Origin of the sequence: Streptomyces callyspongiae (assembly GCF_047200695.1) — a bacterium.
Classification (GTDB): Bacteria; Actinomycetota; Actinomycetes; order Streptomycetales; family Streptomycetaceae; genus Streptomyces.
The window spans coordinates 92138-113181 of the sequence record NZ_JBJZOM010000013.1 but is presented as its reverse complement, the minus strand read 5'-3'; the positions used below and the strand labels follow the sequence as shown (position 1 = coordinate 113181).

General features: G+C 72.7%; 16 protein-coding genes. 9 read left to right on the top strand and 7 right to left on the bottom strand.

Translation table 11 applies throughout. From position 1 onward, the window contains the following. Positions 1-25: 25 nt before the first annotated feature. Positions 26-3640 (bottom strand): hydantoinase B/oxoprolinase family protein, encoded by a 3615-nt coding sequence (locus tag ACL06G_RS14805; RefSeq protein ID WP_412836014.1) that lies wholly within the window; start codon positions 3638-3640, stop codon positions 26-28. A 62-nt stretch (positions 3641-3702) separates the two neighbouring features. Beyond that, positions 3703-5148 carry a HEAT repeat domain-containing protein gene (locus ACL06G_RS14800; protein ID WP_412836022.1) on the bottom strand — a complete coding sequence of 482 codons (1446 nt, stop codon included), beginning with the start codon at positions 5146-5148 and terminating at the stop codon, positions 3703-3705. Between the two features lie 294 nt (positions 5149-5442). On the opposite strand from ACL06G_RS14800, the gene ACL06G_RS14795 reads away from it, so the two are divergent. After that, complete coding sequence (locus ACL06G_RS14795) at positions 5443-6963, top strand: PP2C family protein-serine/threonine phosphatase (RefSeq protein WP_412836013.1); 1521 nt, start codon at positions 5443-5445, stop codon at positions 6961-6963. Positions 6964-6980: 17 nt separating this feature from the next. On the opposite strand, the gene ACL06G_RS14790 is transcribed toward ACL06G_RS14795, so the two are convergent. Beyond that, positions 6981-8459, bottom strand: coding sequence for a DNA-binding protein NsdB (locus ACL06G_RS14790; protein ID WP_412787985.1), 1479 nt, complete (start codon positions 8457-8459; stop codon positions 6981-6983). Positions 8460-8709: 250 nt separating this feature from the next. On the opposite strand from ACL06G_RS14790, the gene ACL06G_RS14785 reads away from it, so the two are divergent. After that, the gene (locus ACL06G_RS14785) at positions 8710-9807 is read left to right on the top strand and encodes an aminoglycoside phosphotransferase family protein (protein ID WP_412787984.1); all 1098 of its coding nucleotides are present in this window, start codon (positions 8710-8712) and stop codon (positions 9805-9807) included. Between the two features lie 99 nt (positions 9808-9906). Further along, entirely contained in the window at positions 9907-11949 is a 2043-nt protein-coding gene (locus ACL06G_RS14780; protein WP_412836012.1) for an N-acetylmuramoyl-L-alanine amidase, read from the top strand. Here the strand turns inward: ACL06G_RS14780 and ACL06G_RS14775 are convergent. Next, positions 11936-12433, bottom strand: coding sequence for a hypothetical protein (locus tag ACL06G_RS14775; protein WP_412787118.1), 498 nt, complete (start codon positions 12431-12433; stop codon positions 11936-11938). The two genes, ACL06G_RS14780 and ACL06G_RS14775, sit on opposite strands and share 14 nt — an antisense overlap. 135 nt (positions 12434-12568) lie before the next feature. On the opposite strand from ACL06G_RS14775, the gene paaK reads away from it, so the two are divergent. After that, positions 12569-13864, top strand: coding sequence for a phenylacetate--CoA ligase PaaK (gene paaK / locus ACL06G_RS14770; protein WP_412787117.1), 1296 nt, complete (start codon positions 12569-12571; stop codon positions 13862-13864). A gap of 86 nt (positions 13865-13950) precedes the next feature. Here paaK and ACL06G_RS14765 read toward each other — a convergent pair whose 3' ends face one another. Continuing rightward, a complete protein-coding gene (locus ACL06G_RS14765; RefSeq protein WP_412836011.1) occupies positions 13951-15534 on the bottom strand; it encodes a phytoene desaturase family protein in 1584 nt (527 codons plus the stop codon). Between the two features lie 142 nt (positions 15535-15676). Between ACL06G_RS14765 and dhaK the strand changes: the two genes are divergently transcribed. The 4 genes from dhaK (at position 15677) to ACL06G_RS14745 (ending at position 18236) form a co-directional block, all read left to right on the top strand. Continuing rightward, positions 15677-16669: a dihydroxyacetone kinase subunit DhaK gene (gene dhaK / locus ACL06G_RS14760; RefSeq protein WP_412836010.1), complete on the top strand. Its 993-nt coding sequence runs from the start codon at positions 15677-15679 to the stop codon at positions 16667-16669. Positions 16670-16767: 98 nt separating this feature from the next. Next, entirely contained in the window at positions 16768-17373 is a 606-nt protein-coding gene (gene dhaL, locus ACL06G_RS14755) for a dihydroxyacetone kinase subunit DhaL (protein WP_412836021.1), read from the top strand. Between the two features lie 37 nt (positions 17374-17410). Further along, positions 17411-17839, top strand: coding sequence for a PTS-dependent dihydroxyacetone kinase phosphotransferase subunit DhaM (locus ACL06G_RS14750; protein WP_412787121.1), 429 nt, complete (start codon positions 17411-17413; stop codon positions 17837-17839). Positions 17840-17906: 67 nt separating this feature from the next. Next, positions 17907-18236, top strand: a complete 330-nt coding sequence (locus tag ACL06G_RS14745) for a plasmid stabilization protein (RefSeq protein ID WP_412787114.1) — start codon at positions 17907-17909, stop codon at positions 18234-18236. Between the two features lie 75 nt (positions 18237-18311). Here ACL06G_RS14745 and ACL06G_RS14740 read toward each other — a convergent pair whose 3' ends face one another. Both ACL06G_RS14740 and ACL06G_RS14735 read right to left on the bottom strand, forming a co-directional pair. Continuing rightward, positions 18312-18797 carry an NUDIX hydrolase gene (locus tag ACL06G_RS14740; protein WP_412787113.1) on the bottom strand — a complete coding sequence of 162 codons (486 nt, stop codon included), beginning with the start codon at positions 18795-18797 and terminating at the stop codon, positions 18312-18314. Between the two features lie 10 nt (positions 18798-18807). Beyond that, the gene (locus tag ACL06G_RS14735; protein WP_412836009.1) at positions 18808-19614 is read right to left on the bottom strand and encodes a glutamate racemase; all 807 of its coding nucleotides are present in this window, start codon (positions 19612-19614) and stop codon (positions 18808-18810) included. A 136-nt stretch (positions 19615-19750) separates the two neighbouring features. On the opposite strand from ACL06G_RS14735, the gene ACL06G_RS14730 reads away from it, so the two are divergent. Next, positions 19751-20923, top strand: a complete 1173-nt coding sequence (locus ACL06G_RS14730; protein ID WP_412836020.1) for a glycosyltransferase — start codon at positions 19751-19753, stop codon at positions 20921-20923. Positions 20924-21044 lie beyond the last annotated feature (121 nt).

Below are 21044 nucleotides of genomic sequence, written 5' to 3'. Positions count from 1 at the left end.
CGCACGAAACGGCCGCGAGGGTCGTTCAACGAGGGGCGGGGCCTTCCGGCGTGCCGTATCCGCCGCCGCCGGGTGTGCGCACCACCAGGACGTCGCCCGGGCCGACCTCGGCCGTGTCGCGTCCGGCAAGCGACTCGGTACGGCCGTCGGCACGTTCGACCGTGTTGGTTCCGAGCGCTCCCGGCATTCCTCCGGCCATGCCGTACGGCGGGAGGCGCCGGTGGTCGGTGAGCAGGGCCAGAGTCATCGGTTCCAGGAAACGGATGCGGCGTTCGACGCCGTCGCCGCCGCTCCACCGGCCGGCGCCGCCGCTGCCGGTGCGGATGCGGAAATCCTCCACGCGGACCGGGAAGCGGAACTCCAGGACCTCCGGATCGGTGAGGCGCGAGTTGGTCATGTGCGTCTGGACGGCGTCGGCGCCGGGGAAGCCGTCTCCGGCGCCGGAGCCGCTGGCGATCGTCTCGTAGTACTGCACGTGGCTGTTGCCGAAGGTCAGGTTGTTCATCGTGCCCGAGCCCTCCGCCTGGACCCCCAGGGCACCGTAGAGCGCGCCGGTGACGGCCTGCGAGGTCTCCACGTTTCCCGCGACGGTGGCGGCGGGCGGGGACGGCGCGAGCATGCACCCGTCGGGGATGCGGATGTCCAGTGGTGTCAGGCAGCCGCTGTTCAGAGGGATGTCGTCGGCGATGAGTGTGCGGAAGACGTACAGCACTGCCGCCATCACGACGGAGCGGGGCGCGTTGGAGTTGTCACCGCGCTGCGGCGAGGTGCCGGTGAAGTCGACCACGGCGGAGCGGGTGCGGTGATCGACGGTCACGGCCACTCGGACGACCGCGCCGGCGTCGGTCTCGTAGCGGAACACGCCGTCGGGAAGGGTGGCGAGGATGCGGCGCACCGACTCCTCCGCGTTCGCCTGCACGTGCCGCATGTAGGCCTGCACCACCTCGAGGCCGAACTGATCGGTCATCGAGCGGAGTTCAGCGATGCCCTTCTCGTTCGCGGCGATCTGGGCACGGAGGTCGGCGAGGTTGGCCCGCGGGTTTCGGGAGGGATGGGGTGCGGAGGTGAGCAGGTCGAGGGTGTCCTCCTCCCGCAATCGGCCGTCCCGGACCAGGAGCCAGTTGTCGAAGAGCACGCCTTCCTCGTCCACCGTCCTGCTGAAGGCAGGCATGGAACCGGGCGTGATGCCCCCGATCTCCGCGTGGTGTCCCCGTGAGGCGACGAGGAAGAGCAGCCGGACGCCGGCGGTGTCGAACACGGGTGTGACGACGGTGACATCGGGGAGGTGGGTACCTCCGTGGTAGGGATCGTTGACGGCATAGACGTCGCCCGGCCGCATGGTGCTGCCCCGTCGTCGCACCACTTCCTTCAGCGACTCCCCCATCGACCCGAGGTGCACCGGGATGTGCGGCGCGTTGGCGACCAGTCCGCCGCCGCTGTCGAAGACGGCGCACGAGAAGTCGAGCCGCTCCTTGATGTTGACGGAGTGGGCGGTGTTCTCCAGCCGCAGACCCATCTGCTCGGCGATGGTCATGAAGAGGCTGTTGAACACCTCGAGTTTGACGGGATCCACCTCGGTCCCCACCGCCACCGGCCCCGGGCGCGGACGCGTCCGCGTCAGCAGCAGGTGTCCGCGGGGACCGACGGCCGCCTGCCATCCCGGGGCCACCACCGTCGTGGCGTCGGGTTCGACGACGAGGGCGGGACCGGGGACGGAGTCCGAGGGGCACAGATCCGCGCGCCGGTACAGCGGTGTCCGCCGCCGGCGCCCCTGCACATGCAGGGTGACCCGGTCGGCCGGCACGAGCGGACCGTCGCGCGGTTCGGCGCCGGGAAGGTGCGCGGCCTGGGCACCCGCGATGCCGGTTGCCTCCGCGGTGGCCGTCGCCACGACCAGGGGCTTGTCCATGAGAAAGCCGTAGCGCGCACGGTGGGCCCGCTCGAAGTCCGCCCGCAGCGTCTCGGCCGGAGCGAGCGGGACGGGCAGTGCGGCGTCCGTACCGGCGTAGCGCAGGTGCAGACGGAGCGCGGTGTGCACTGCGGCGTCGTCGATCCCGTCGGCATGGAGCTGCGCGCGGACGCGGTCGTCCAGGCGCGCGCACAGCTGTCGGGTGTCCTCCAGCACCTCGTCGGTGAGTTCGGCCTCCACGGACTGCTCGCGCAGCGCGGTGGCATCGGCGACGCCGATGCCGTAGGCGGACAGGACGCCGGCGAGCGGCGGCACCACCACGGTGGCGATGCCCAGGGCGTCGGCGACCGCGCAGGCGTGCTGTCCGCCCGCTCCGCCGAAGGCGGCGAGTGCGTAGCGGGTGACGTCGTGGCCGCGCTGCACCGAGATCTTCTTCACCGCGTTCGCCATGTTGAGCACCGCGATCTCCAGGAACCCCTCGGCGACCTCCTCGGGGGAGCGTGCATCGCCCGTGGCCTCCCGGATCTCCTCCGCCAGCCGCGCGAATCGCGCCGCGACCTCGGCGGCGTCGAGGGGCTGGTCACCGTTCGGGCCGAAGACGCGGGGAAAGTGGGCCGGTTGCACCCGTCCGAGCATCACGTTGGCGTCGGTGACGGTCAGCGGGCCGCCGCGGCGGTAGCACGCAGGACCGGGGTCGGCTCCCGCGGAGGCCGGACCGACACGGTAGCGGGAACCGTCGAAGCGGAGTACGGAGCCGCCTCCGGCGGCGACCGTGTGGATGTCCATCATCGGGGCGCGCATGCGGACGCCCGCGACCTGCGTGCCGAGGACGCGCTCCAGTTCTCCGGCGTAGTGGGAGACATCGGTGGAGGTGCCGCCCATGTCCAGGCCCACGACGCGCTCGTGGCCGGCCTCCGCGCAACTGCGCGCCATGCCCACGACGCCGCCGGCCGGTCCGGAGAGCACCGCGTCCTTGCCGCGGAAGTGGGAGGCCTCGCGCAGACCTCCGTTGGACTGCATGAACATCAGCCGGATGCCCGGGAGTTCCGCAGCGACCTGTTCGACGTAGCGGCGCAGCACGGGAGAGAGGTAGGCGTCGACGACCGTGGTGTCGCCGCGCGGCACCAGCTTGATCAGGGGGCTGACCTCGTGGGAGCAGCTGACCTGAACGAATCCTGCGCGACGCGCGAGCTCGGCGAGGCGCCGCTCGTGGGCCGGGTACCGGTAGGCGTGCAGGAGGACCACCGCGGCGCTCCGGTACCCCTGGGCGTGCGCGGCCTCCAGCGCCCGGGCGGCGGTGTCCTCGTCGAGCGGCAGCACCAACTCGCCTGCGGCGCCCATCCGCTCCGGCACCTCGATCACGTGGGCGTAGAGCGCTTCGGGCAGCACGATGCGACGGTCGAAGAGCCGGGGCCGGTTCTGGTAGGCGATGCGCAGGGCGTCGCGGAATCCGGCGGTGGTCACCAGCACGGTCGGTTCGCCGGTCCGTTCGAGCAGGGCGTTGGTCGCGACCGTGGTGCCCATCTTCACCACCGCGACGCTGTCGGCGGACACCGGCTCGCCCTCCGGGGTGCCCAGCAGCCGCCGGACCCCCGCGACGGCGGCGTCCCGGTAGCGCTCGGGAGCGTGGGAGAGCAGCTTCGCGGTGACGAGCGCGCCGTCCGGCCGACGGCCGACGACGTCCGTGAAGGTACCGCCCCGGTCGACCCAGAACTCCCAGCGACCGCTCATGCCGTCATCCTGCCAGCGCGGACGGCGCGGCGCTTCCGCTGCGGCCGTGGCGGGGATGCCGGTCAGGCCGTGCCGTCGGGCTCCAGCCTGACGCGTACGGCGTCCTGCACCCCGGCCTCCTCGGCCGGGTCGGCGGCCAGCCGCCGGAAGCGCTCGACCACCTGCGAGTCGCCGATGGCCGCGTACCGGGCGGCGAGTTCGCGGGTGGTCTCCTCGCAGTCCCAGAGGCACTCGACGGCGAAGCCTGCCGCGAAGGTGTCGTCGGTGGCCGCGAGGGCCCTGGCCGTGCGACCCCGCAGCCGCGAGGACGCCGTCTCGCGGTAGAGGTGGCGCAGCACGGGTGCGGCGCAGCGGATCGTGAGGCGTCCCGCTCCGTCGACGAGCGGCCACAGGTCGTCGCTGTCCGCGCCGTGGTCACGGACCGTGCGGCGCAGTGCCGTGAGGACGGTTCCGGCGTCCTGCGGGCCGCCGTCCCGGGCGAGCAGATGGGCGGCCGTCCGCCCGAGGGCGTCCTCGCGCCGGGCGGCCCAGCGGCGGGCGCGCCGGACGGCTTCGGAGCTGCGCATCCGGAAGAAGGAGGCCAGGGCGGATTCCAGGAGCGGCGGGGGGCTCGCCGATACGGCAGTCTCGTCGGCGACGTCCTGGAGGAGGTCGAGCACGGCCGGATCGGCGTGCTCGGCGAGGTGCCGCAGTGCCGCTCCCCGGGCCGCGTCCGGGCCGCCGCGGGCCACTGCGAGGAGTTCGGTGCGGTCGGCGGGGCCGGCCACCGCTGCCAGGCAGCGGGCGGCGGCGGCTTCCCGTCGCGGTGTCCACTCCTCCTGGGCCCAGGCGAGCACCTCGCGCACGCTCCACCCCGGACGGGGCGCGTTCGCGCGCAGCTGGCGCTGCCATCGGTCGAAGGAGACCGTTTCGCGAGCCTTTCGGAGCCGCTCTCCCTGCTCCGGGCGGGTGGCGTCCTCCTCCCACAGCCGCCAGGGGCGCGGCTCGAAGGCATCCTTCGCGGCGGCCGCCAGGCCGGCTTCGCCCTCGGCGCTCTGCGGGAAGCGGGCCAGCACCCGGGGGCCCAGCGGGACGAGCCCGGCGTCGTCGTCGCGGACGGCGAGTTCGTCGAGCGCCCACTGCCAGGCGGCGCCGGTGGTCGTGTAGCGGCGCAGCAGGTGGAGGGCGCGGGTGTCGCCGTAGGAGACGAGGTGTCCGAGAACCGAGAGTGCGAGACCTGTGCGTTCCTCGGGCACCTCGGCGAGGGTGTCCTCGGGGTGGAACAAGTGGGCCTCGACGGCGTCGAGGTCGGCACCGAGCTCGACGTGGAGGCGCGCGTAGTAGAGAGAGCGGTTCTCGATCCGCCAGTCGCGCCGGGGATCGCTGCACACGCACCGGGCGAGGGCCGCGAGCGCCTCGTTCCGCGGCGCGGCGAGGGCGTGCAGCGTCCCGTCACCACGGCCTCGCTGGAGGAGGCCGAGCAGCGTACCGCTGGGCGCTATGTCTGAATCGACGGGATCGACGTACATGGGAGTCAGCATCCGGTGCAGGGTCTTCGGCTGGCAACGGGATTTCCGCTGACCGGCAGTCTTGCCGGAACCGGCGGGTTCTACTCCCCCGCCGTGGCGGTCCCGTTCCCGGCGCCGCAGCCTACCGTCCGGCGATCGCGGCGGGCCGCTCGGGACGGCCGCCGCCGGAACCGAACCGGATCGCCGTCGACATATGCCGGAAGCACCACCGAAACGGGTAGGGCGAAACCTCTTACGCAGCGTCGCGGGTTGTGCGAAAGTCGTGACCGTTCCTCATTCGCATCGGAGTGCGCCATGCCGTCCTCTCATCCCGCGGAACCACCGGAAGCCGCCGAAGACGACTTCCTGGACGCGCTCATCACGCAGACCGACCGCCTACGGACCGGTATCGAGGCCGTGCGGCGCGAGGACCGTCCCGACGAGGCCGCCGTGACGCCGGAGGGCCGGTGGCAGCGGGCGCTGTGGGATCTGGCGGCGTTCCAGGCGGACGACCTGGGCGGCCGTCTGAGCCAGTTGCGCGAGCAGCTGACCGGGACCGGTGCGGGCGAACCGGCGACGGACACCGTGGAACTGCCAGGATCCCGGGCACCCGTGGCGTCGTCCGGTCCCTCGGCCACCGGCGCGTACGGGACGGCGGAGACCGTCGGCGCCGACAGGGCACGACGCGGATCGCTTCTGGGACGGGTGGGAAGCGCCGAGTGGAACCTCCTCACCGACGAGGTGACCTGGTCCCGTGAGCTGTACGGCATCTTCGGCCGCACGGCGGAGGACGGACCGTTGTCCCTCGACGAACTGCCGGCGTGGGTGTGGAGCGAGGACCAGACGGCGCTGACGACAGCGGTCACCGACTGCCTGGTGGACGGGTGTCCCGTCGACGGCGAGTTCCGGATCGTGCGGCCGGACGGCGCCGTGCGGACGCTCCATCTCATGGGCGAGCCGGTCCTGGACGTGGACGGCCGGACCGCGTCGATGTGGGCGGTGCTCCGGGACGTCAGCGAACTCCGGAGGACCGAGCAGGCCGTGCGGGAGAGTCGCGAGTCGGTGCAGCGGGAACGGCTGGCAGCCCGGACGGAGCGGCGGCTGGCGGTCGAGCTGCAGGAGTCCGCACTGCCGCCGTGGCGCGGCAGCCGCCGCCTTCCGCGGCGCGGCGACGGCCGCGCGGGCGCTCTGGAACTCGGCGCGCACTATCTGCCGTCCACCTCGGCCACCCTGATCGGTGGCGGCTGGCACGACGCTCTGGAGCTTCCGGGCGGAGACTGCCTCCTCACCGTCGGTGATCTCACCGGCCACGGGGCGCCGGCAACCTCCGGGATGGCGCTGCTGCTGGGTGCGGTCCGCGGCATGTCGGCCGCCGGGGTGGAGCCTGGCCCGCTGATGGGTCACCTCAACGGTCTGCTGGACGCGGCGGCGCAACCGGCGCTGGGCAGTGCGCTGTGCTGCCGCTTCGCCCCCGCCTCGCGCACCCTCACCTGGTCGCAGTCCGGCCACCCGTCGCCCGTGCTGTTCCGCGGGGGCGCGGGGACGGTCCTGACCGCTCCGACAGGGGTGCTGCTGGGGGCGACGTCCGGCGCGGAGTACGGGCAGCGGACCGAGCACCTGCGCCCCGGCGACACCCTGGTGCTCCACACCGGCGGCCCGGCGCCGCGGGGCTCCGGGGCGCCGGAGGAGCTGCCCGCGGCGGCCCGGCTGCTCGAACTGGCTCCCCGCCTCGCGCGGGCGCGGACGGCCCAGGAGTGCCTCCGGGCCGTGGTCGAGGCGTTCGACGGCGGAGAGCGGGAGGACGACGTCTGCGTGCTGGTGGCACGCGTGGAGTGACCCGCCCGGGTCACCGGTCACACGGCCCGGATGCCCTGGTCCCGGACCGCGCGAGGAGCCCGGGGCAGGGACTCGCGGACCTCGTCGCGGAGGTTCTGGATCGTCGCGTCGCCCGCGTACTGTCCGGTGAGCCGGTACATCTCCCGCAGCCGGTGCCAGGTGCGGTGCGAGGAAGTCTGGCCGATGGACAGGAGGGCGAGCCGGGCGTAGCGGTCCGCCTGGTCCGGGTCGTCCGCGATGAAGCAGGCAGAGGCCATCGTCAGATAGTCGAAGATCTTCGAGCGCTGACGGCCGTCGACACGCAGGGCGAGCGCCTTCTCCGCATAGTGCTGCGCCTGACCGACGACGGAGGGGTCGTGCTCCGCCAGCGTGCGGTAGGCCAGGGCCTGCATGCCGTAGAGGTCCTCCTCCTTGAAGGTCTGCATCCAGCTGGGTGGCGGCACGTCCTGGCGGTCGGAGGCGAAGAGGTCCTCGGCCTGTCCCAGGGTTCGGCGCATCTCCTGTCCGCGCCCCATGGACGCCTCGGCCCATGCCTCCACCGTGCACAGCATGGCCCGGGTGCGGGGAAGCGTCTCCTCGCCGGAACCGGACTTGGCGAGCTGCATGAGGTCCAGCGCATCGTCGGGCCGGCCGAGGTGCACCATCTGGCGGGCGGCGCGTGACAGAGCCTCACCGGCGCGGGGGCGGTCGCCTCCCTCTCTCGCGGCGTGGGCGGCGATGACGAAGTACTTCTGGGCAGTGGGTTCCAGACCGACGTCGTGCGACATCCAGCCGGCCAGGACGGCGAGGTTGGCCGCGACGCCCCACAGGCGCTGCTGCAGCTGCGGGGGGTGGCGGTACGCCAGCATGCCTCCCACTTCGTTGAGCTGGCCGACCACGGCCTTGCGTTGGAGTCCTCCCCCTCTCGCGGCGTCCCAGGCACGGAACACCTCGACGGAGTGTTCGAGTGCCTCGACCTCCTGCACGCCGGCAGGCGCGGCCTCGAAGCCGTCGAGAGCGATCGAGTCGGGGTCGAGAGGGTTGTGGAGCGGAGTGCCTGCAGCGGAAGCGGGATCCGTCCGGAGCCAGTTGTGGAGGGCACCGTTGAGTGCTGATCCTGCGGCGAGCGCGGCGCCCGCGCCCACCAAGCCGCGTCGGTTGAGCATGAGGTCCATTCCCGTGAATTCGGTGAGGACCGCGGCCATCCGCTCCGGTGCCCAGGGCAGGTCTTCCACGGACTGTCTGTTCGCTGCCTGTCCGGACTTGCGGAACCCGAGGTCCTCGATGGTCACGACACGGCCGAGTCGCTCGGTGAACAGGGCTGCCAGCACCTTCGGCACGGGATCGCGCGGGGTCTCCCCCAGGTCGATCCATCGCCTCACCCGCGAGGTGTCGGTCGCCAGCTGCGGATGGCCCATGACCGCCGCCTGCCGGTTGACCAGCCGCGCGAGTTCGCCCTTGGACCAGCCGGCCATGCCGAACAGGTCCGCGAGACGGGTGTTGGGTTCCTTGTGCACTTCAAGCCCCCAGGTTCTCGGCTGCGTCGACCCTAGCCCGGGGTCCGGTGCGGCTTCGAGCATTCGCCAGGGTCCGCCAGGGTCCGCCAGATGGTGTGCCACCCGCGCACGGGTGTCCTGTAGAACCGCGCCACCCGGTCCGGGTCCGGATGCGACGGGATCCGCATTCCCCAGGATGCTTCTCCCGCGGGTCCGACCGCGGGCCGGTGGCGCACATCCATCGTCGGCGCACGAAGGGAACGGCTCGTCCATGAATCCAGTAACGTCCCCCGTATCCGCGCCGCTCCGGCCACAACTCTCCCGGGCCGGCGCCGGCCGGCGCCGGCCGGTGTCCGACGGGGCCGCCGCCTTCGGCGGGAGGCTCGACCTCTCCGGCCCGCAGGGTGCTCAGCTGCGTACCGCCGTCGCTTCGGTGAACCGTTTCTGCCCGGACTTCCGCCCCATGCAACTGCTGCGCCGCAGCGGTCGCTCGGTGCTGCTCGCGGGTACCGTGGCGAACCGTCAGGTGGTGGCCAAGTGCCTGCTGGACCACTCCCCCGCCTGGGTGGAACGCTTCCAGCACGAGAGCAGCGTCTACCGCGCCTTCACCCGGCAACGGCCACCGGTACGGGTGCCACGGCTCGTCGCCGCGGACCCCGACGGAGGGGCCCTGGTCACCGAGCGGCTTCCGGGACGGCCGGCGGCCCTCCAGCGGCACCCGTTCGGGGCGCCGTCGGGGGGTGAGCTGCGGAACGTCCTCGGAGCCCTGTGCCGGCTCGGCCTCTGGCAGCCGCCGACCGGCGCGTTCGACCGTCCGCTGGACTACCCCGCGCGCCTGAACCGCTACCACGAACTCGGTCTGCTCACCGACCGTGACCTGGGCGATCTGCAGAAGCTGCTGCACGGCGCGACGCACCCGGGCGGACGGAGCCGGGTCACCTGGCAGTTCAACCACGGAGACGCACTGCTCTCGAACGTGCTGCTGTCTCCGAACGGTCCGGTACTGCTCGACTGGGAGCACGCGGGCTGGTACCTGCCCGGCTACGACCTGGCCACGCTGTGGTCGGTGCTCGGCGACGCCCCCCTGGCACGACGCCAGGTCAGCCAGCTGGCACAAGCGGCCGGTCCGGCGGCCCGGGACGCGTTCCTGGTGAACCTCATGCTCGTGCTGACCCGTGAGATCCGCACCTACGAGACCGCGGTGCAGCGCACCATGCGCGGGGCCGCCGCTCCCGAGGCCGGCCCCGACCGGTACGAAGGGAGCGGGGCGATGACCGTCGGGGAGAAGCAGCGTCTGCTGCTGCGCCGCCTGCACGACGACTGCGCCATGGCACGCCGCGCCGTACGCGCCGCCGTCGGCACCCGCTGAGTGCTCACTGCGGGGACGGCACCCGCTCAGCGGGCATTGCCCGGCCTCACTCCGGTCAATACCTCTCCGACGTGCGCCGTCGTCGCAGAGGAGCCCGAGGTGTCCCGTTCCGCCCTCCCGTACGCCCCCCGAGCGCGCCGCAACCGGCACGCGGCACGGGGCCTGCGACGGATCGCCGCGGTGTGCTGCGCCGTCGTCGTCGTGCCGCTCGGCCTCACCCAGGGCAGCGCAACCGCGGCCGGGTCAGCGGTGGACGGCGAGGACCCGCACACCCTCCAACGCGCCTTCACCCGTGCCGCCCAGCAGTACGACGTGCCGCAGAGCGTACTGCTCGGGGTGTCGTACCTGCAGTCGCGGTGGGACGGCCACACGGGCGCGGCCAGTGTGTCGGGCGGCTACGGGCCCATGCACCTGACCGACCTGCGCGCGGCACGTGCCGCGTCGGACCACGCCGGTGACGGACCGCCCGCTGCGCTGCGGGACGGAGGCGTGCACCGCCGCCCCGGGGGCACACCGGGGCGGCCGGAGGCAGCGGCTCCCGCGGGACGGCAGAAGGTTCCCGCGCGGCTGCGGACGCTGCGCCGCGCAGCGGCCCTCTCGGGCCTTCCCGCCGAGCGGCTGCGCAGCGATCCGGCGGCCAACATCGCCGGCGGAGCGGCCCTGCTGGCCCACGCCCAGCGCACCACGGGGAGGCCGCTGAGCGACGACCCGGCCGACTGGTACGGCGCCGTCGCCGCCTACCCGGCAGGTGCCCGCGGACGTGCCCCGGCCTTCGCGGACGAGGTGTTCCGCGTGCTGCGGACGGGAGAACGAAGGGTCACCGCGGAAGGGCAGCAGGTCGTGCTCCGGGCCGTGCCCGGGCTGCGCACACCGCACACCCGGGCCGGCGGCACGGGGTGGCGGGCAGCCCGCCGGCACCCGGACATCGAGTGCCCGCACACCGTGAGCTGCACCTGGCGCCCGGCGGCCCTGGACACCTGGCGCGCGGAGGACGGCTCTGCGGACCACGGCAACCACGACCGGGCGAACCGCCCGGTGGACGGCGACATCGACTACCTCGTGGTGCACGACGTGGAGGGCTACTGGGAGGGAGCGAACCACCTCGTCCGCGACCCGGAGTACGTGTCGTGGCACTACACGCTGCGGTCCTCGGACGGGCACGTGGCGCAGCACCTGCGGACGAAGGACGTGGGGTGGCACGCGGGGAACTGGTTCGTCAACGCCAAGTCGGTGGGGCTGGAGCACGAGGGCTTCCTGTCGGATCCGGACGCCTGGTACACCGAGGCGATGTACCGGTCCTCGGCGCGGCTGGTGCGGTACCTGGCGGGGAAGTACGACATTCCGCTGGACCGGCAGCACATTCTGGGCCACGACAACGTCCCCGGTGTGGTGCCGTCGTCGATTCCGGGTATGCACACCGATCCGGGGCCGTACTGGGACTGGGCGCACTACTTCCGCCTGCTGGGGGCGCCGTTCCACGCCGAGCCGTCGCGGGGCGGGCCGCACGCCGTCACGATTCTTCCCGAGTACGCCGAGCACCAGCCGCTCTACACGGGCTGCGACGACTCCGGCGACCCGTGCGCGCCGCACGGCTCCGGCGCGGTGCGGCTGCACACCGCGCCGGAGGCGGATGCCCCGCTGGTGCGTGACATCGGTCTGCGTCCGGACGGTGGGCCGTCCACCACGGACGTCAACGACACCGGTGCCCGGGCCTCCACCGGTCAGCGCTACGCCGTGGCCGGCCGGCAGGGCGAGTGGACCGCGATCTGGTACCTGGGGCAGAAGGCCTGGTTCCACAACCCGGCCGACCGGCCCACCGCCGTCCCGGCCCGCGGCCCGGTGGTCACGCCGAAGGAGGGCCGGGACTTCGTGCCCGTCTACGGCCGCGCCTACCCGGAGGCCTCGGCCTACCCCGAGGGCGTCCCCGTGCAGAAGTCCGTGCCGCTCGGCTACCGGCTGAAGGCGGGTCAGGAGTACGTGATGGGCACCACCGCTCGGGGCGAGTACCTCTGGGCGCAGGAGCCCGGCGAAGGCGGTGGGCCGCCCGTACTCGTACAGGGCGAAGAGCGGTACCACCAGATCCAGTTCGGACACCGGATCGCCTTCGTGAAGGCTGCCGACGTGCGGCTCATGCCTGCGTGAACATCTCCGGCGGGAGCGGCTTCAGCAGGGCGTACAGGTCGTCCGTGATCGGCCGGTCCCAGCTCGCGATGGTGACCAGCACGCCGTCGCTCCGGTCGAACTGCACGCAGGAGATGCGTTCCTCGGTGCACTTGACGCGGCGGACGATGAGGAGGTTGCCGTCGTGCATGACCGGATCCTCCTCGACGTCGGCCACCTCGACGTGCTCCTCGTTCTCCAACGCAGCAAGCAACTGGGCGACCTCCAGCGGCACCTGCCGGTCACCGAGGTCGCGAAACGGCGACCCCTCCGGCAGGTTGCCGATGATCATCGCAGGTCCGCGCCCCCCGAGCAGGTCGTAGCGCAGGAACACGCCCTGGCAGGTGCCGTCCGGGGCCGGCAGCAGACCCGCACCCAGATTGCCCGGCCAGTCGGACGGATCCATGGCGAGCACGTCGAAGTCGGGTCCTGCAGGGGCGGCGCTGCGGCGACGGAGGAAGGACATGGGGGCCATGGTACGTCGCCCCGTGAGCGGCCTCCTGCGCACGGCAGGGGGTGCTCGGTGCGATCCCTTGACGGCCCGCCCCACCGGCTGGTTGTTTGAGTCCACTGGCTACCGAATGATCGGTTGGGGCGATTCATGCAGGCCGAAAAGGCGATCGACGCGGCTCGCCGCATGACGGGTGACGAGTTGCGCGCACTGCAGCTGGAACGGCTGCGTGCCACCCTCCACCGGGCGTACGAGAACGTGGAGCACTACCGTCGCGCCTTCGACGAGGCCGGCGTGCGGCCCGAGGACTGCACGTCCCTGGAGGACCTGGCTCGGTTCCCGTTCACCGTCAAGGACGATCTGCGCGCGCAATACCCGTTCGGCATGTTCGCGGTCCCCCGGCGGGAGCTGCGCCGGGTGCACGCCTCCAGCGGGACCACCGGCCTGCCGACCGTGGTCGGGTACACGCAGGCCGACCTCGACGTCTGGTCGGATCTGGTGGCACGCAGCATTCACGCCGCGGGTGGCCGGGCCGGCGACATCGTGCACGTCGCGTACGGGTACGGACTGTTCACCGGTGGCCTCGGAGCGCACTACGGTGCGGAACGACTCGGCTGCACCGTGGTGCCGGCCTCCGGGGGGATGACCGCCCGCCAGGTGCGCCTGATCCAGGACTTCCGGCCGGAGATCATCATGGTCACGCCGTCCTACATGCTCACCCTGCTCGACGAGTTCGAGCGCCAGGGCATCGACCCCCGCACCAGCTCGCTGCGCGTCGGGATCTTCGGTGCCGAGCCGTGGACGGAACGGATGCGTCGCGAGATCGAGGAGCGCGCGGGTATCGACGCCGTCGACATCTACGGACTGTCGGAGGTCATGGGCCCCGGAGTGTCCCAGGAGTGCGTCGGCACCAAGGACGGACTGCACATCTGGGAGGACCACTTCCTGCCGGAGATCGTCGACCCTGTGACGGGAGAACCGGTCCCGGACGGCGGGACCGGTGAACTGGTCTTCACCTCCCTCACCAAGGAGGCGCTGCCGATGATCAGGTACCGCACACGGGACCTGACCCGGCTGCTTCCCGGTACCGCATGGCCCGCGTTCCGCCGGATGGAGAAGGTCACCGGCCGCTGCGACGACATGATCATTCTCCGGGGGGTGAACCTCTTCCCCTCGCAGATCGAGGAGATCGTGCTCCGAACCCCCGGAGTGGCGCCCCACTTCCAGCTGCACCTCGGCCGGGAGGGCCGGATGGATCGTCTGACGGTCCGCGCGGAGGCCCGTACGGAGGCGACATCCGAGCAGCGCACTGAGGCCGTCGCCTCGATCGTCCGCGCGGTCAAGGACGGCATCGGCGTCTCGGTCGCGGTGGAGATCGTCGAGCCGGAGACGCTGGAGCGCTCCGTCGGCAAGATCAAGCGCATCGTCGACGAACGGAACGGCTGACCTCGCACGGAGCTCCCCGGGGAGGGATCGAGCGGCTGCGCCCGCTCGGTCCCTCCCCGGGGGCGTCGGTGCCGGTGGGAGAGGCCTCAGCCGCGGGTGCCCGCCCGGGGGCCGGCGCGTTCGGCCTCGAGCACGGCCATGGCCGCGTTGTGCCCCGCCACACCGCTGACGCCGCCGCCACGGACGGCGCTCGCACCGCACAGCCAGACGTTGGGGTGCTGTGTCTCCACTCCCCACCGGCCGCCGTCGGGCTGCCGGTACGGGAAGGACAGGTCGCCGTGGAAGATGTGGCCGCCGGGCAGGCGCAGGTCCCCCTCCAGGTCGACCGGCGTCTTCGCCTCGATGCACGGCCTGCCGTCGGCGTCGACAGCGAGGCAGTCCGCGAGCGGCTCCTCGAGGTGTGCGTCGAGCTGTGCGATCGTCGCTTTCAGGGCCTCTTCCCGGCGCGCGTCGTTGTCACCGGTGAAGAGGTCCTCCGGCATCAGCAGGCCGAACAGCGTGAGCGTCTGGTAGCCCTCCCGGACGAGGTCGGGCCCGAGGATGGACGGATCGGTCAGCGAGTGGCAGTAGATCTCCGAGGGCGGCGCGGAGGGCATGCGGCCGCCCGATGCCTGCCGATACGCCTCGGCCAGCGCCCCGTACCCCTCGGCGATGTGGAAAGTCCCCGCGAACGCCTCGCGGGGGTCCACCGAGGTGTCCCGCAGCCGCGGCAGTCGCCGCAGCAGCATGTTCACCTTCAGCTGGGAACCCGACGCGCGCGGCGGCCCCACCTCGCCGAGCATCTCGGCGAGGGCCTGTGCGGACGCCCCCGACAGCACGTGCCGTGCCTCGACGGTGCCCTCGCCCTCGGCCGTGCGGTAGTGGACGGCGGCAGCGGCACCGTCCGTCTCGACGGTGTGCACGTGGCAGCCGGTGACCAGCTCCGCTCCGGCCGAACGGGCGGCGGAGGCGAGTGCGCCGCTGACGGCGCCCATCCCTCCGACCGGCACGTCCCAGTCCCCGGTGCCGCCACCGATGATGTGGTACAGGAAGCAGCGGTTCTGGAGCAGCGAGGGGTCGTGGGCCTCGGAGAAGGTGCCGATCAGCGCGTCCGTGAGCACCACTCCCCTGACGAGGTCGTCGGAGAACCGCGCCTCGACGGCCTCGCCGAGGGGCCGCTCGAACAGTTCCTCCCAGGCGGCGTCCTCGCCGACCGCCGTGCGCAGTTCGTCCCTGGTGGGAAGGGGGTCGGTCAGAGTGGGGAAGACGCGCTCGGCGACCCGCCCGGTCATCGCGTAGAACCGCTGCCATTCCTCGAACTCGCGGTCCGAGCCGGTGAGACGCCGGAAGGACTCCCGGGTGCTCGAGTCGTCGTCCGTGACCAGCAGGCCGCTCGGGGCCGCCGGGCCCGAGAACGGCGTGTAGGAGGAGACGGCGCGCTTGCGCAGCGGTATCGCGACCCCCAGGTCGGTGGCGATCCGCCGGGGCAGGAGACTGACGAGGTAGGAGTACGCGGACAGGCGGGCGTCCACACCGGTGAAGGGGGTGGTGGACACCGCCGCACCGCCGGTGTGGTCGTCGCGTTCGAGGAGGGCCACGGACAGGCCGGCCCGCGCGAGGTACGCGGCCGCGACCAGGCCGTTGTGGCCACCGCCGACGATGACGGCGTCGTATGAGGGCTGTTCGGGCATGATCCCTGTCTACACGGGTTGCGCATCGCGGACCAGCGTCGGGGCGTAACCGGGGCGTTCCGGGGGAACCCCGGTTGTCGCACCCTTCGGTGTACGCCGGCGGGTGGGCCGATTCGGTGACCGTGGTGGCCGGGAGGACGCGATGAGGCAATTGATCAATGTGCCGGAGACAGTGGTCGAGGATGCGCTGCGGGGCATGGCCGCGGCCCATCCGGAACTGACGGTGGACGTGGAGAACCGGGTCGTCCTGCGCGGCGACGCCCCGGTCGCCGACAAGGTGGCGCTGATCTCCGGGGGCGGCTCGGGGCACGAGCCCCTCCACGGGGGGTTCGTGGGCCCGGGGATGCTGGACGCAGCCTGCCCGGGAGAGGTCTTCACCTCGCCGGTTCCCGACCAGATGGTCCGGGCCGCCGCGGCGGTCGACGGCGGCAGCGGTGTGTTGTTCGTGGTGAAGAACTACACCGGGGACGTGCTGAACTTCCAGATGGCCGCGGAGATGGCGGAGGACGAGGGGATCCGGGCGGCCTCCGTGCTCGTGCACGACGATGTCGCGGTGGAGGACAGTGTCCACACGGCGGGCCGGCGAGGCACCGGAGGCACCCTGTTCGTCGAGAAGATCGCCGGTGCGGCGGCACAGGCAGGCCTGCCCCTGGAGAAGGTGGAGGCGCTCGCGAACCGGGTCGCCGAGGCCTCCCGCAGCTTCGGGGTGGCACTGAGCGCCTGCAGCACCCCGGCCCGCGGCGGACCCACGTTCGACCTGCCGGAGGGGGAGCTGGAGCTGGGCATCGGCATCCACGGCGAGCCGGGGCGCGAACGCCGGGCGATGATGACCTCGGGCGAGATCGCCGACGTGGCTCTCGACGCCGTCCTGGACGATCTGCGTCCGCAGGGCCCCGTCCTGGCACTGGTGAGCGGGCTGGGGGCGACTCCGCTGCTGGAGCTGTACGGCTTCGCGAACGAGGTCCACCGAGTCCTCGCGCAGCGCAGGGTGCCCGTGGCCCGCTCGCTCGTCGGCAACTACGTGACCTCGCTCGACATGTCGGGTGCGTCGGTGACCCTGTGCCGCGCCGACGAGGACATGGTGGAGTACTGGGACGCTCCGGTGCGCACGCCGGGGCTCCGGTGGGGTGCGTAGCGGGCATCCCGGCCGGAAGGCAACCGTTCGGATCCGACCCGTACCGGGAGGCTCACGTGCCCCGAACCGTGCTCGACACCGCGCGGGCCCTGCGCTGGATGGAAGCGGCGGCGGACGCCGTGGACCGCGAGGCGCAGCATCTGACCGACCTCGACTCCGCCATCGGCGACGCCGACCACGGCACCAACATGCGGCGGGGGTTCACCGCGGTACGGGAGGGGCTGGCAACCGATCCGCCCGGTACGCCCGGGGCCGTGCTTCTGCTGTCCGGGAGGCTGCTGGTGTCCAAGGTCGGCGGTGCCTCGGGGCCGCTGTACGGGACGATGCTGCGGCGGGTCGGGAAGGCTTTGGGCGACGAGGCCGAGGTCGACGGTGAACGCCTCGCCGCGGCACTGCGCACCGGCGTCGAGGCCGTGTCCCGGCTGGGAGGAGCCGCCGAGGGCGACAAGACCATGCTGGACGCCCTCTACCCCGCCGTGACCGCGATGGAGGACGCCGTGCGGGACGGGGACGATCCGGCTGCTGCCCTGGCCGCCGCACGGACAGCAGCGGGCGAGGGTTCCCGGGCGACGATCCCCCTGCAGGCGCGGAAGGGCCGCGCCAGCTACCTGGGAGAACGGAGCATCGGTCACGAGGATCCCGGAGCGGCCTCCTCCGCGCTGCTGGTGGCCGCCCTCGCCGAGGCGGTGGACAGCGGTGACTGAGGAGTCGGGGACGGTTGCGCAGGCTGCCGGCGCCCCGGTGGCGCAGCGGGGGCCGGAAGCCCCCGGCCCGCGGCGGGTGGGCCTGGTGCTCGTCTCGCACAGTGCGCAGGTCGCCTCCTCCGTGGCGCACCTGGCGACGGGTCTGGCCGGTGAGGGCGCGGCGCCGGTGGCGGCGGCGGGCGGCACCCCGGACGGCGGGTTCGGCACGGACGCCGATGCCATCCGGGAGGCGGCCCACGCGGTGGACGAGGGCGCCGGTGTGCTGTTGCTGGCGGACCTGGGGAGCGCGGTGCTCACCGTGCGCGCGCTCCTGGCGGAGGGGGACGAGCTTCCCGAGGGGAGCGAACTCCTGGATGCCCCGTTCGTGGAGGGAGCGATCGCCGCGGTCGTCAGCGCCGCGGCGGGGGCGGACCGTGCGAGCGTGGCGGCTGCGGCCGCGGAGGCGTACGAGTACCGGAAGAGCTGAAGGAGTTTCGGGCGCCTCCGGAGCGGAACTCGTCGCGGCGAAGCCTTTCGAAGAGAGGGAGACTCTCATGCCTGCGGGGTCGAACAGGAAGAGGGAACGGCAGTACCGGCACATCAAGGAGTCCCAGGAACAGCGTGGTGCCTCCGAACGGCGTGCACGGGAGATCGCCTCCCGGACCGTCAACAAGGAACGGGCGCAGGCCGGCGAGGCGAAAGAGGCCAGTCGCACATCCACACGTGACAAGCCCGCGCCGCAACGCGGCGGAGAGCGTTCGGGGAATCGGAAGGGACCGATCAGTCCCACCCGCGAACAGCTCTACGACGAGGCGAAGCGAAAGGGGATCGAGGGGCGTTCCCGAATGAACAAGGAGCAGCTGGCGAGGCGGCTCGGCCGGTGAGAACGCGGTCCCTCCCGAGCCGCCTGCGTCGGCACGGGGAGCGGCAGGCGGAAGGGAGCGCGCGGGGGCGGGACGTCAGCGGGCATGTTCCGGCGGGTACCGGAACCAGGCCGGCCCCTCTTCCGAAGCCATCCCGATCCGTTCGACGGCGAAGTCCTCCAGGGGTGGGAGTTCATGCCGACCGAACCAGGCGACGTCGAGGGACTCCTCGTCGTTGACACGCGCCTCGCCGCCCACCGCGCGGCAGCGGAAGCAGATGTCCATGAACTGGCACCGGTCGCCGTTCGGGTAGCGGATGGGCTCGAGGCCTTCCACCAGAATCACGCGCTCCGGGACGCACTCCACCGCGGTCTCCTCGCGGACCTCGCGGACGATGGTGTCCGCGGGCTGCTCCCCCGGTTCGGCGATTCCGCCGATGAGGGCCCATTTCCCGGTGTCGGCCCGCCGGGCGAGCAGGACCTGCTCCCGGTCGTCCAGCACGACGGCGCTCACTCCCGGCAGGAAGAGCAGTTGCTGACCCGCTGTGGCCCGGAGTGTACGGATGAAGTCGGGAGTGGCCATGGACCCGACTCTAGTGCCCGGGCACGAGGCGCCCGGACGGGTCGGTGGGGGCGGTGGTGAGGAGCCGGCCCTCGGCGAAGGTGCGGGCCGCGGCCGGCAGTGCGCTCGGCCTGCCCGCCGAGAGGACTCGCACGCTGCCGGTGGCGGCAGCCCCGGGCGCGGGCTCCGCACCGAGGCGTCGCAGTGTCTGGGCGGCGACCGCGGCAGCGGATCCGTGGAGTTCGGGAGCCGTGCCGCCGGAAGCGGCGGCGGCGCGGATGCGGACACCCACGAGTTCGTAGTGGGTGCACCCCAGGACGACCGCGCGCACTCCGGGGGGCGTGAGAGCCCCGGCGGCGGCGACGGCGGCGGTGATCGCCTCCTCGTCCCCGGTTTCGACGGCGTCGGCCAGGCCGTGGCAGGGGACCTCGGAGATGCGGGCCCCGTTGCCGAAGTCGCTGATGAGGCGGCGCTGGTAGGCGCTGCCGGTGGTCGCCGGGGTGGCCCAGACGGCGACCGGGCCGCCGCCGGCGGCGGCCGGCTTGACGGCCGGAACGGTGCCGATGACGGCCACAGCAGGTTCGAGTTCGGCGCGCAGTGCGTGCAGGGCGTGCACGGAGGCGGTGTTGCAGGCCACGATCAGGGCGTCGGGCTCGTACTCCGCGGCGGCGAGGGCGCACGCCAGGGCGCGGGCGGCGATGTCGTCGGGTTCACGCGGCCCCCACGGCATGCTGCCGGGGTCGCTGGACAGCACCAGGTCGGCGTCCGGCCTCAGGCGCCGTACCGCTGCGGCGGCGGGCAGCAGGCCGATACCGGAGTCCACGAGCGCGATCTTCACCGGGCACACTCTAGACGAGCGCGTCGGGGAGTTCTCCCGGGCCGGTACCGGAGAGGACCTGCCTCCTTCGGCCCCGGCCGTCGGCGTCACCCTTCCGGCCGATCCCTGCGGCTCGCTGCCCGGTCGGCCGGCCGGCCTGCGGCAGACTGCCGGAGTGAGCGTGGCGACCTGGACCTCCTTCCTCTCCCTGGCCGCGTGGCTGTGGCTGGCAGCGGCCCGCGGGCAGTACTGGCGCACCGACGTCCGCCTCCCTGCCGTGCGGGAGGTCCGCTCTCCCGGGCCCTGGCCCTCCGTCGCCGTCGTGGTGCCCGCGCGTGACGAAGCGGACGTCCTGCCCGGGACGCTGCCCACGCTGCTCGCCCAGCGCTATCCGGGCCGGGTCGAGGTCCTGGTCGTCGACGACGGCAGCGCGGACGGTACGGGCGATGTCGCACGCGCACTCGGCCGGGTGGCGCCGGGCCCGCACCGCTTGGCCGTGGTCACGGCCGGAGCGCCGCCGCGAGGGTGGACGGGCAAGTTGTGGGCGCTGAAGCGGGGCATCGGGGAGGCCCGCGCCCACGGTGCCCCGGAGTACCTGCTGCTGACGGATGCGGACATCGCGCACCGTCCCGATTCGCTGCGGAATCTGGTGGACGCGGCGCGCACCCACGGCCTGGACCTGCTGTCGCAGATGGCGAGGCTGCGGGTGACTACCGGGTGGGAACGTCTGCTGGTGCCGGCGTTCGTGTACTTCTTCTGCCAGCTCTATCCGTTCCGGTCGGTCAACCGGCCGGGAGCGCGCGCCGCTGCGGCTGCCGGCGGGTGCGTGCTGCTGAGCGCGCGTGCTGCCGAGCGGGCGGGAGTGCCCGACCGGATGCGCGGCGCGGTGATCGACGACGTGGCGCTGGGCCGGGCGGTGAAGGGCACGGGCGGGAAGGTGTGGCTGGGGCTGGCGGACGAGGTGGTGAGCGTGCGGCCGTACGAGGGGCTGGCGCCTCTGTGGGCGATGGTCGCGCGGAGCGCCTACGCGCAACTGCGACACAGTCCGTTGCTGCTGGCCGTCACGGTGCCGGGGCTGCTGCTGGTGTATCTGGTGCCGCCGGCGGCGGCACTGACGGGCTCGGCTGCCGGAGCAGCGGCGTGGGCGGTGATGACGGCGACCTACCTGCCGATGGTGCGCCACTACCGGCAACCGTGGTGGGTGGCACTCACGCTGCCCGTGACGGCGGCGCTGTACCTGGCGATGACGGTCGATTCGGCGGTGCGGCACCATGCCGGACGGGGCGCTGCGTGGAAGGGCCGCTTCTACGCGGGTTCGGAAAGTGGCTGAATGGTGCCCGTTGCACGAACACATCGTGCCCCTGCGACCGTTTTCTCCTCCGACGCTCCGATTGCGGGCGTGCGTTCACGCCAGTCGCGCAAAATGACCCGCTTATCGGACTCCCCAACCG

Bases quoted from the DNA above. Each gene is read 5' to 3' on its own strand.
- ACL06G_RS14740 (WP_412787113.1), bottom strand. From the start codon at position 18,797: ATGGCCACTCCCGACTTCATCCGTACACTCCGGGCCACAGCGGGTCAG.
- dhaL (WP_412836021.1), top strand. From the start codon at position 16,768: ATGGAAGCGGCGGCGGACGCCGTGGACCGCGAGGCGCAGCATCTGACC.
- ACL06G_RS14800 (WP_412836022.1), bottom strand. From the start codon at position 5,148: ATGTACGTCGATCCCGTCGATTCAGACATAGCGCCCAGCGGTACGCTG.
- paaK (WP_412787117.1), top strand. From the start codon at position 12,569: ATGCAGGCCGAAAAGGCGATCGACGCGGCTCGCCGCATGACGGGTGAC.
- ACL06G_RS14765 (WP_412836011.1), bottom strand. From the start codon at position 15,534: ATGCCCGAACAGCCCTCATACGACGCCGTCATCGTCGGCGGTGGCCAC.
- ACL06G_RS14795 (WP_412836013.1), top strand. From the start codon at position 5,443: ATGCCGTCCTCTCATCCCGCGGAACCACCGGAAGCCGCCGAAGACGAC.
- ACL06G_RS14805 (WP_412836014.1), bottom strand. From the start codon at position 3,640: ATGAGCGGTCGCTGGGAGTTCTGGGTCGACCGGGGCGGTACCTTCACG.
- ACL06G_RS14785 (WP_412787984.1), top strand. From the start codon at position 8,710: ATGAATCCAGTAACGTCCCCCGTATCCGCGCCGCTCCGGCCACAACTC.
- ACL06G_RS14775 (WP_412787118.1), bottom strand. From the start codon at position 12,433: ATGTCCTTCCTCCGTCGCCGCAGCGCCGCCCCTGCAGGACCCGACTTC.
- dhaK (WP_412836010.1), top strand. From the start codon at position 15,677: ATGAGGCAATTGATCAATGTGCCGGAGACAGTGGTCGAGGATGCGCTG.
- ACL06G_RS14745 (WP_412787114.1), top strand. From the start codon at position 17,907: ATGCCTGCGGGGTCGAACAGGAAGAGGGAACGGCAGTACCGGCACATC.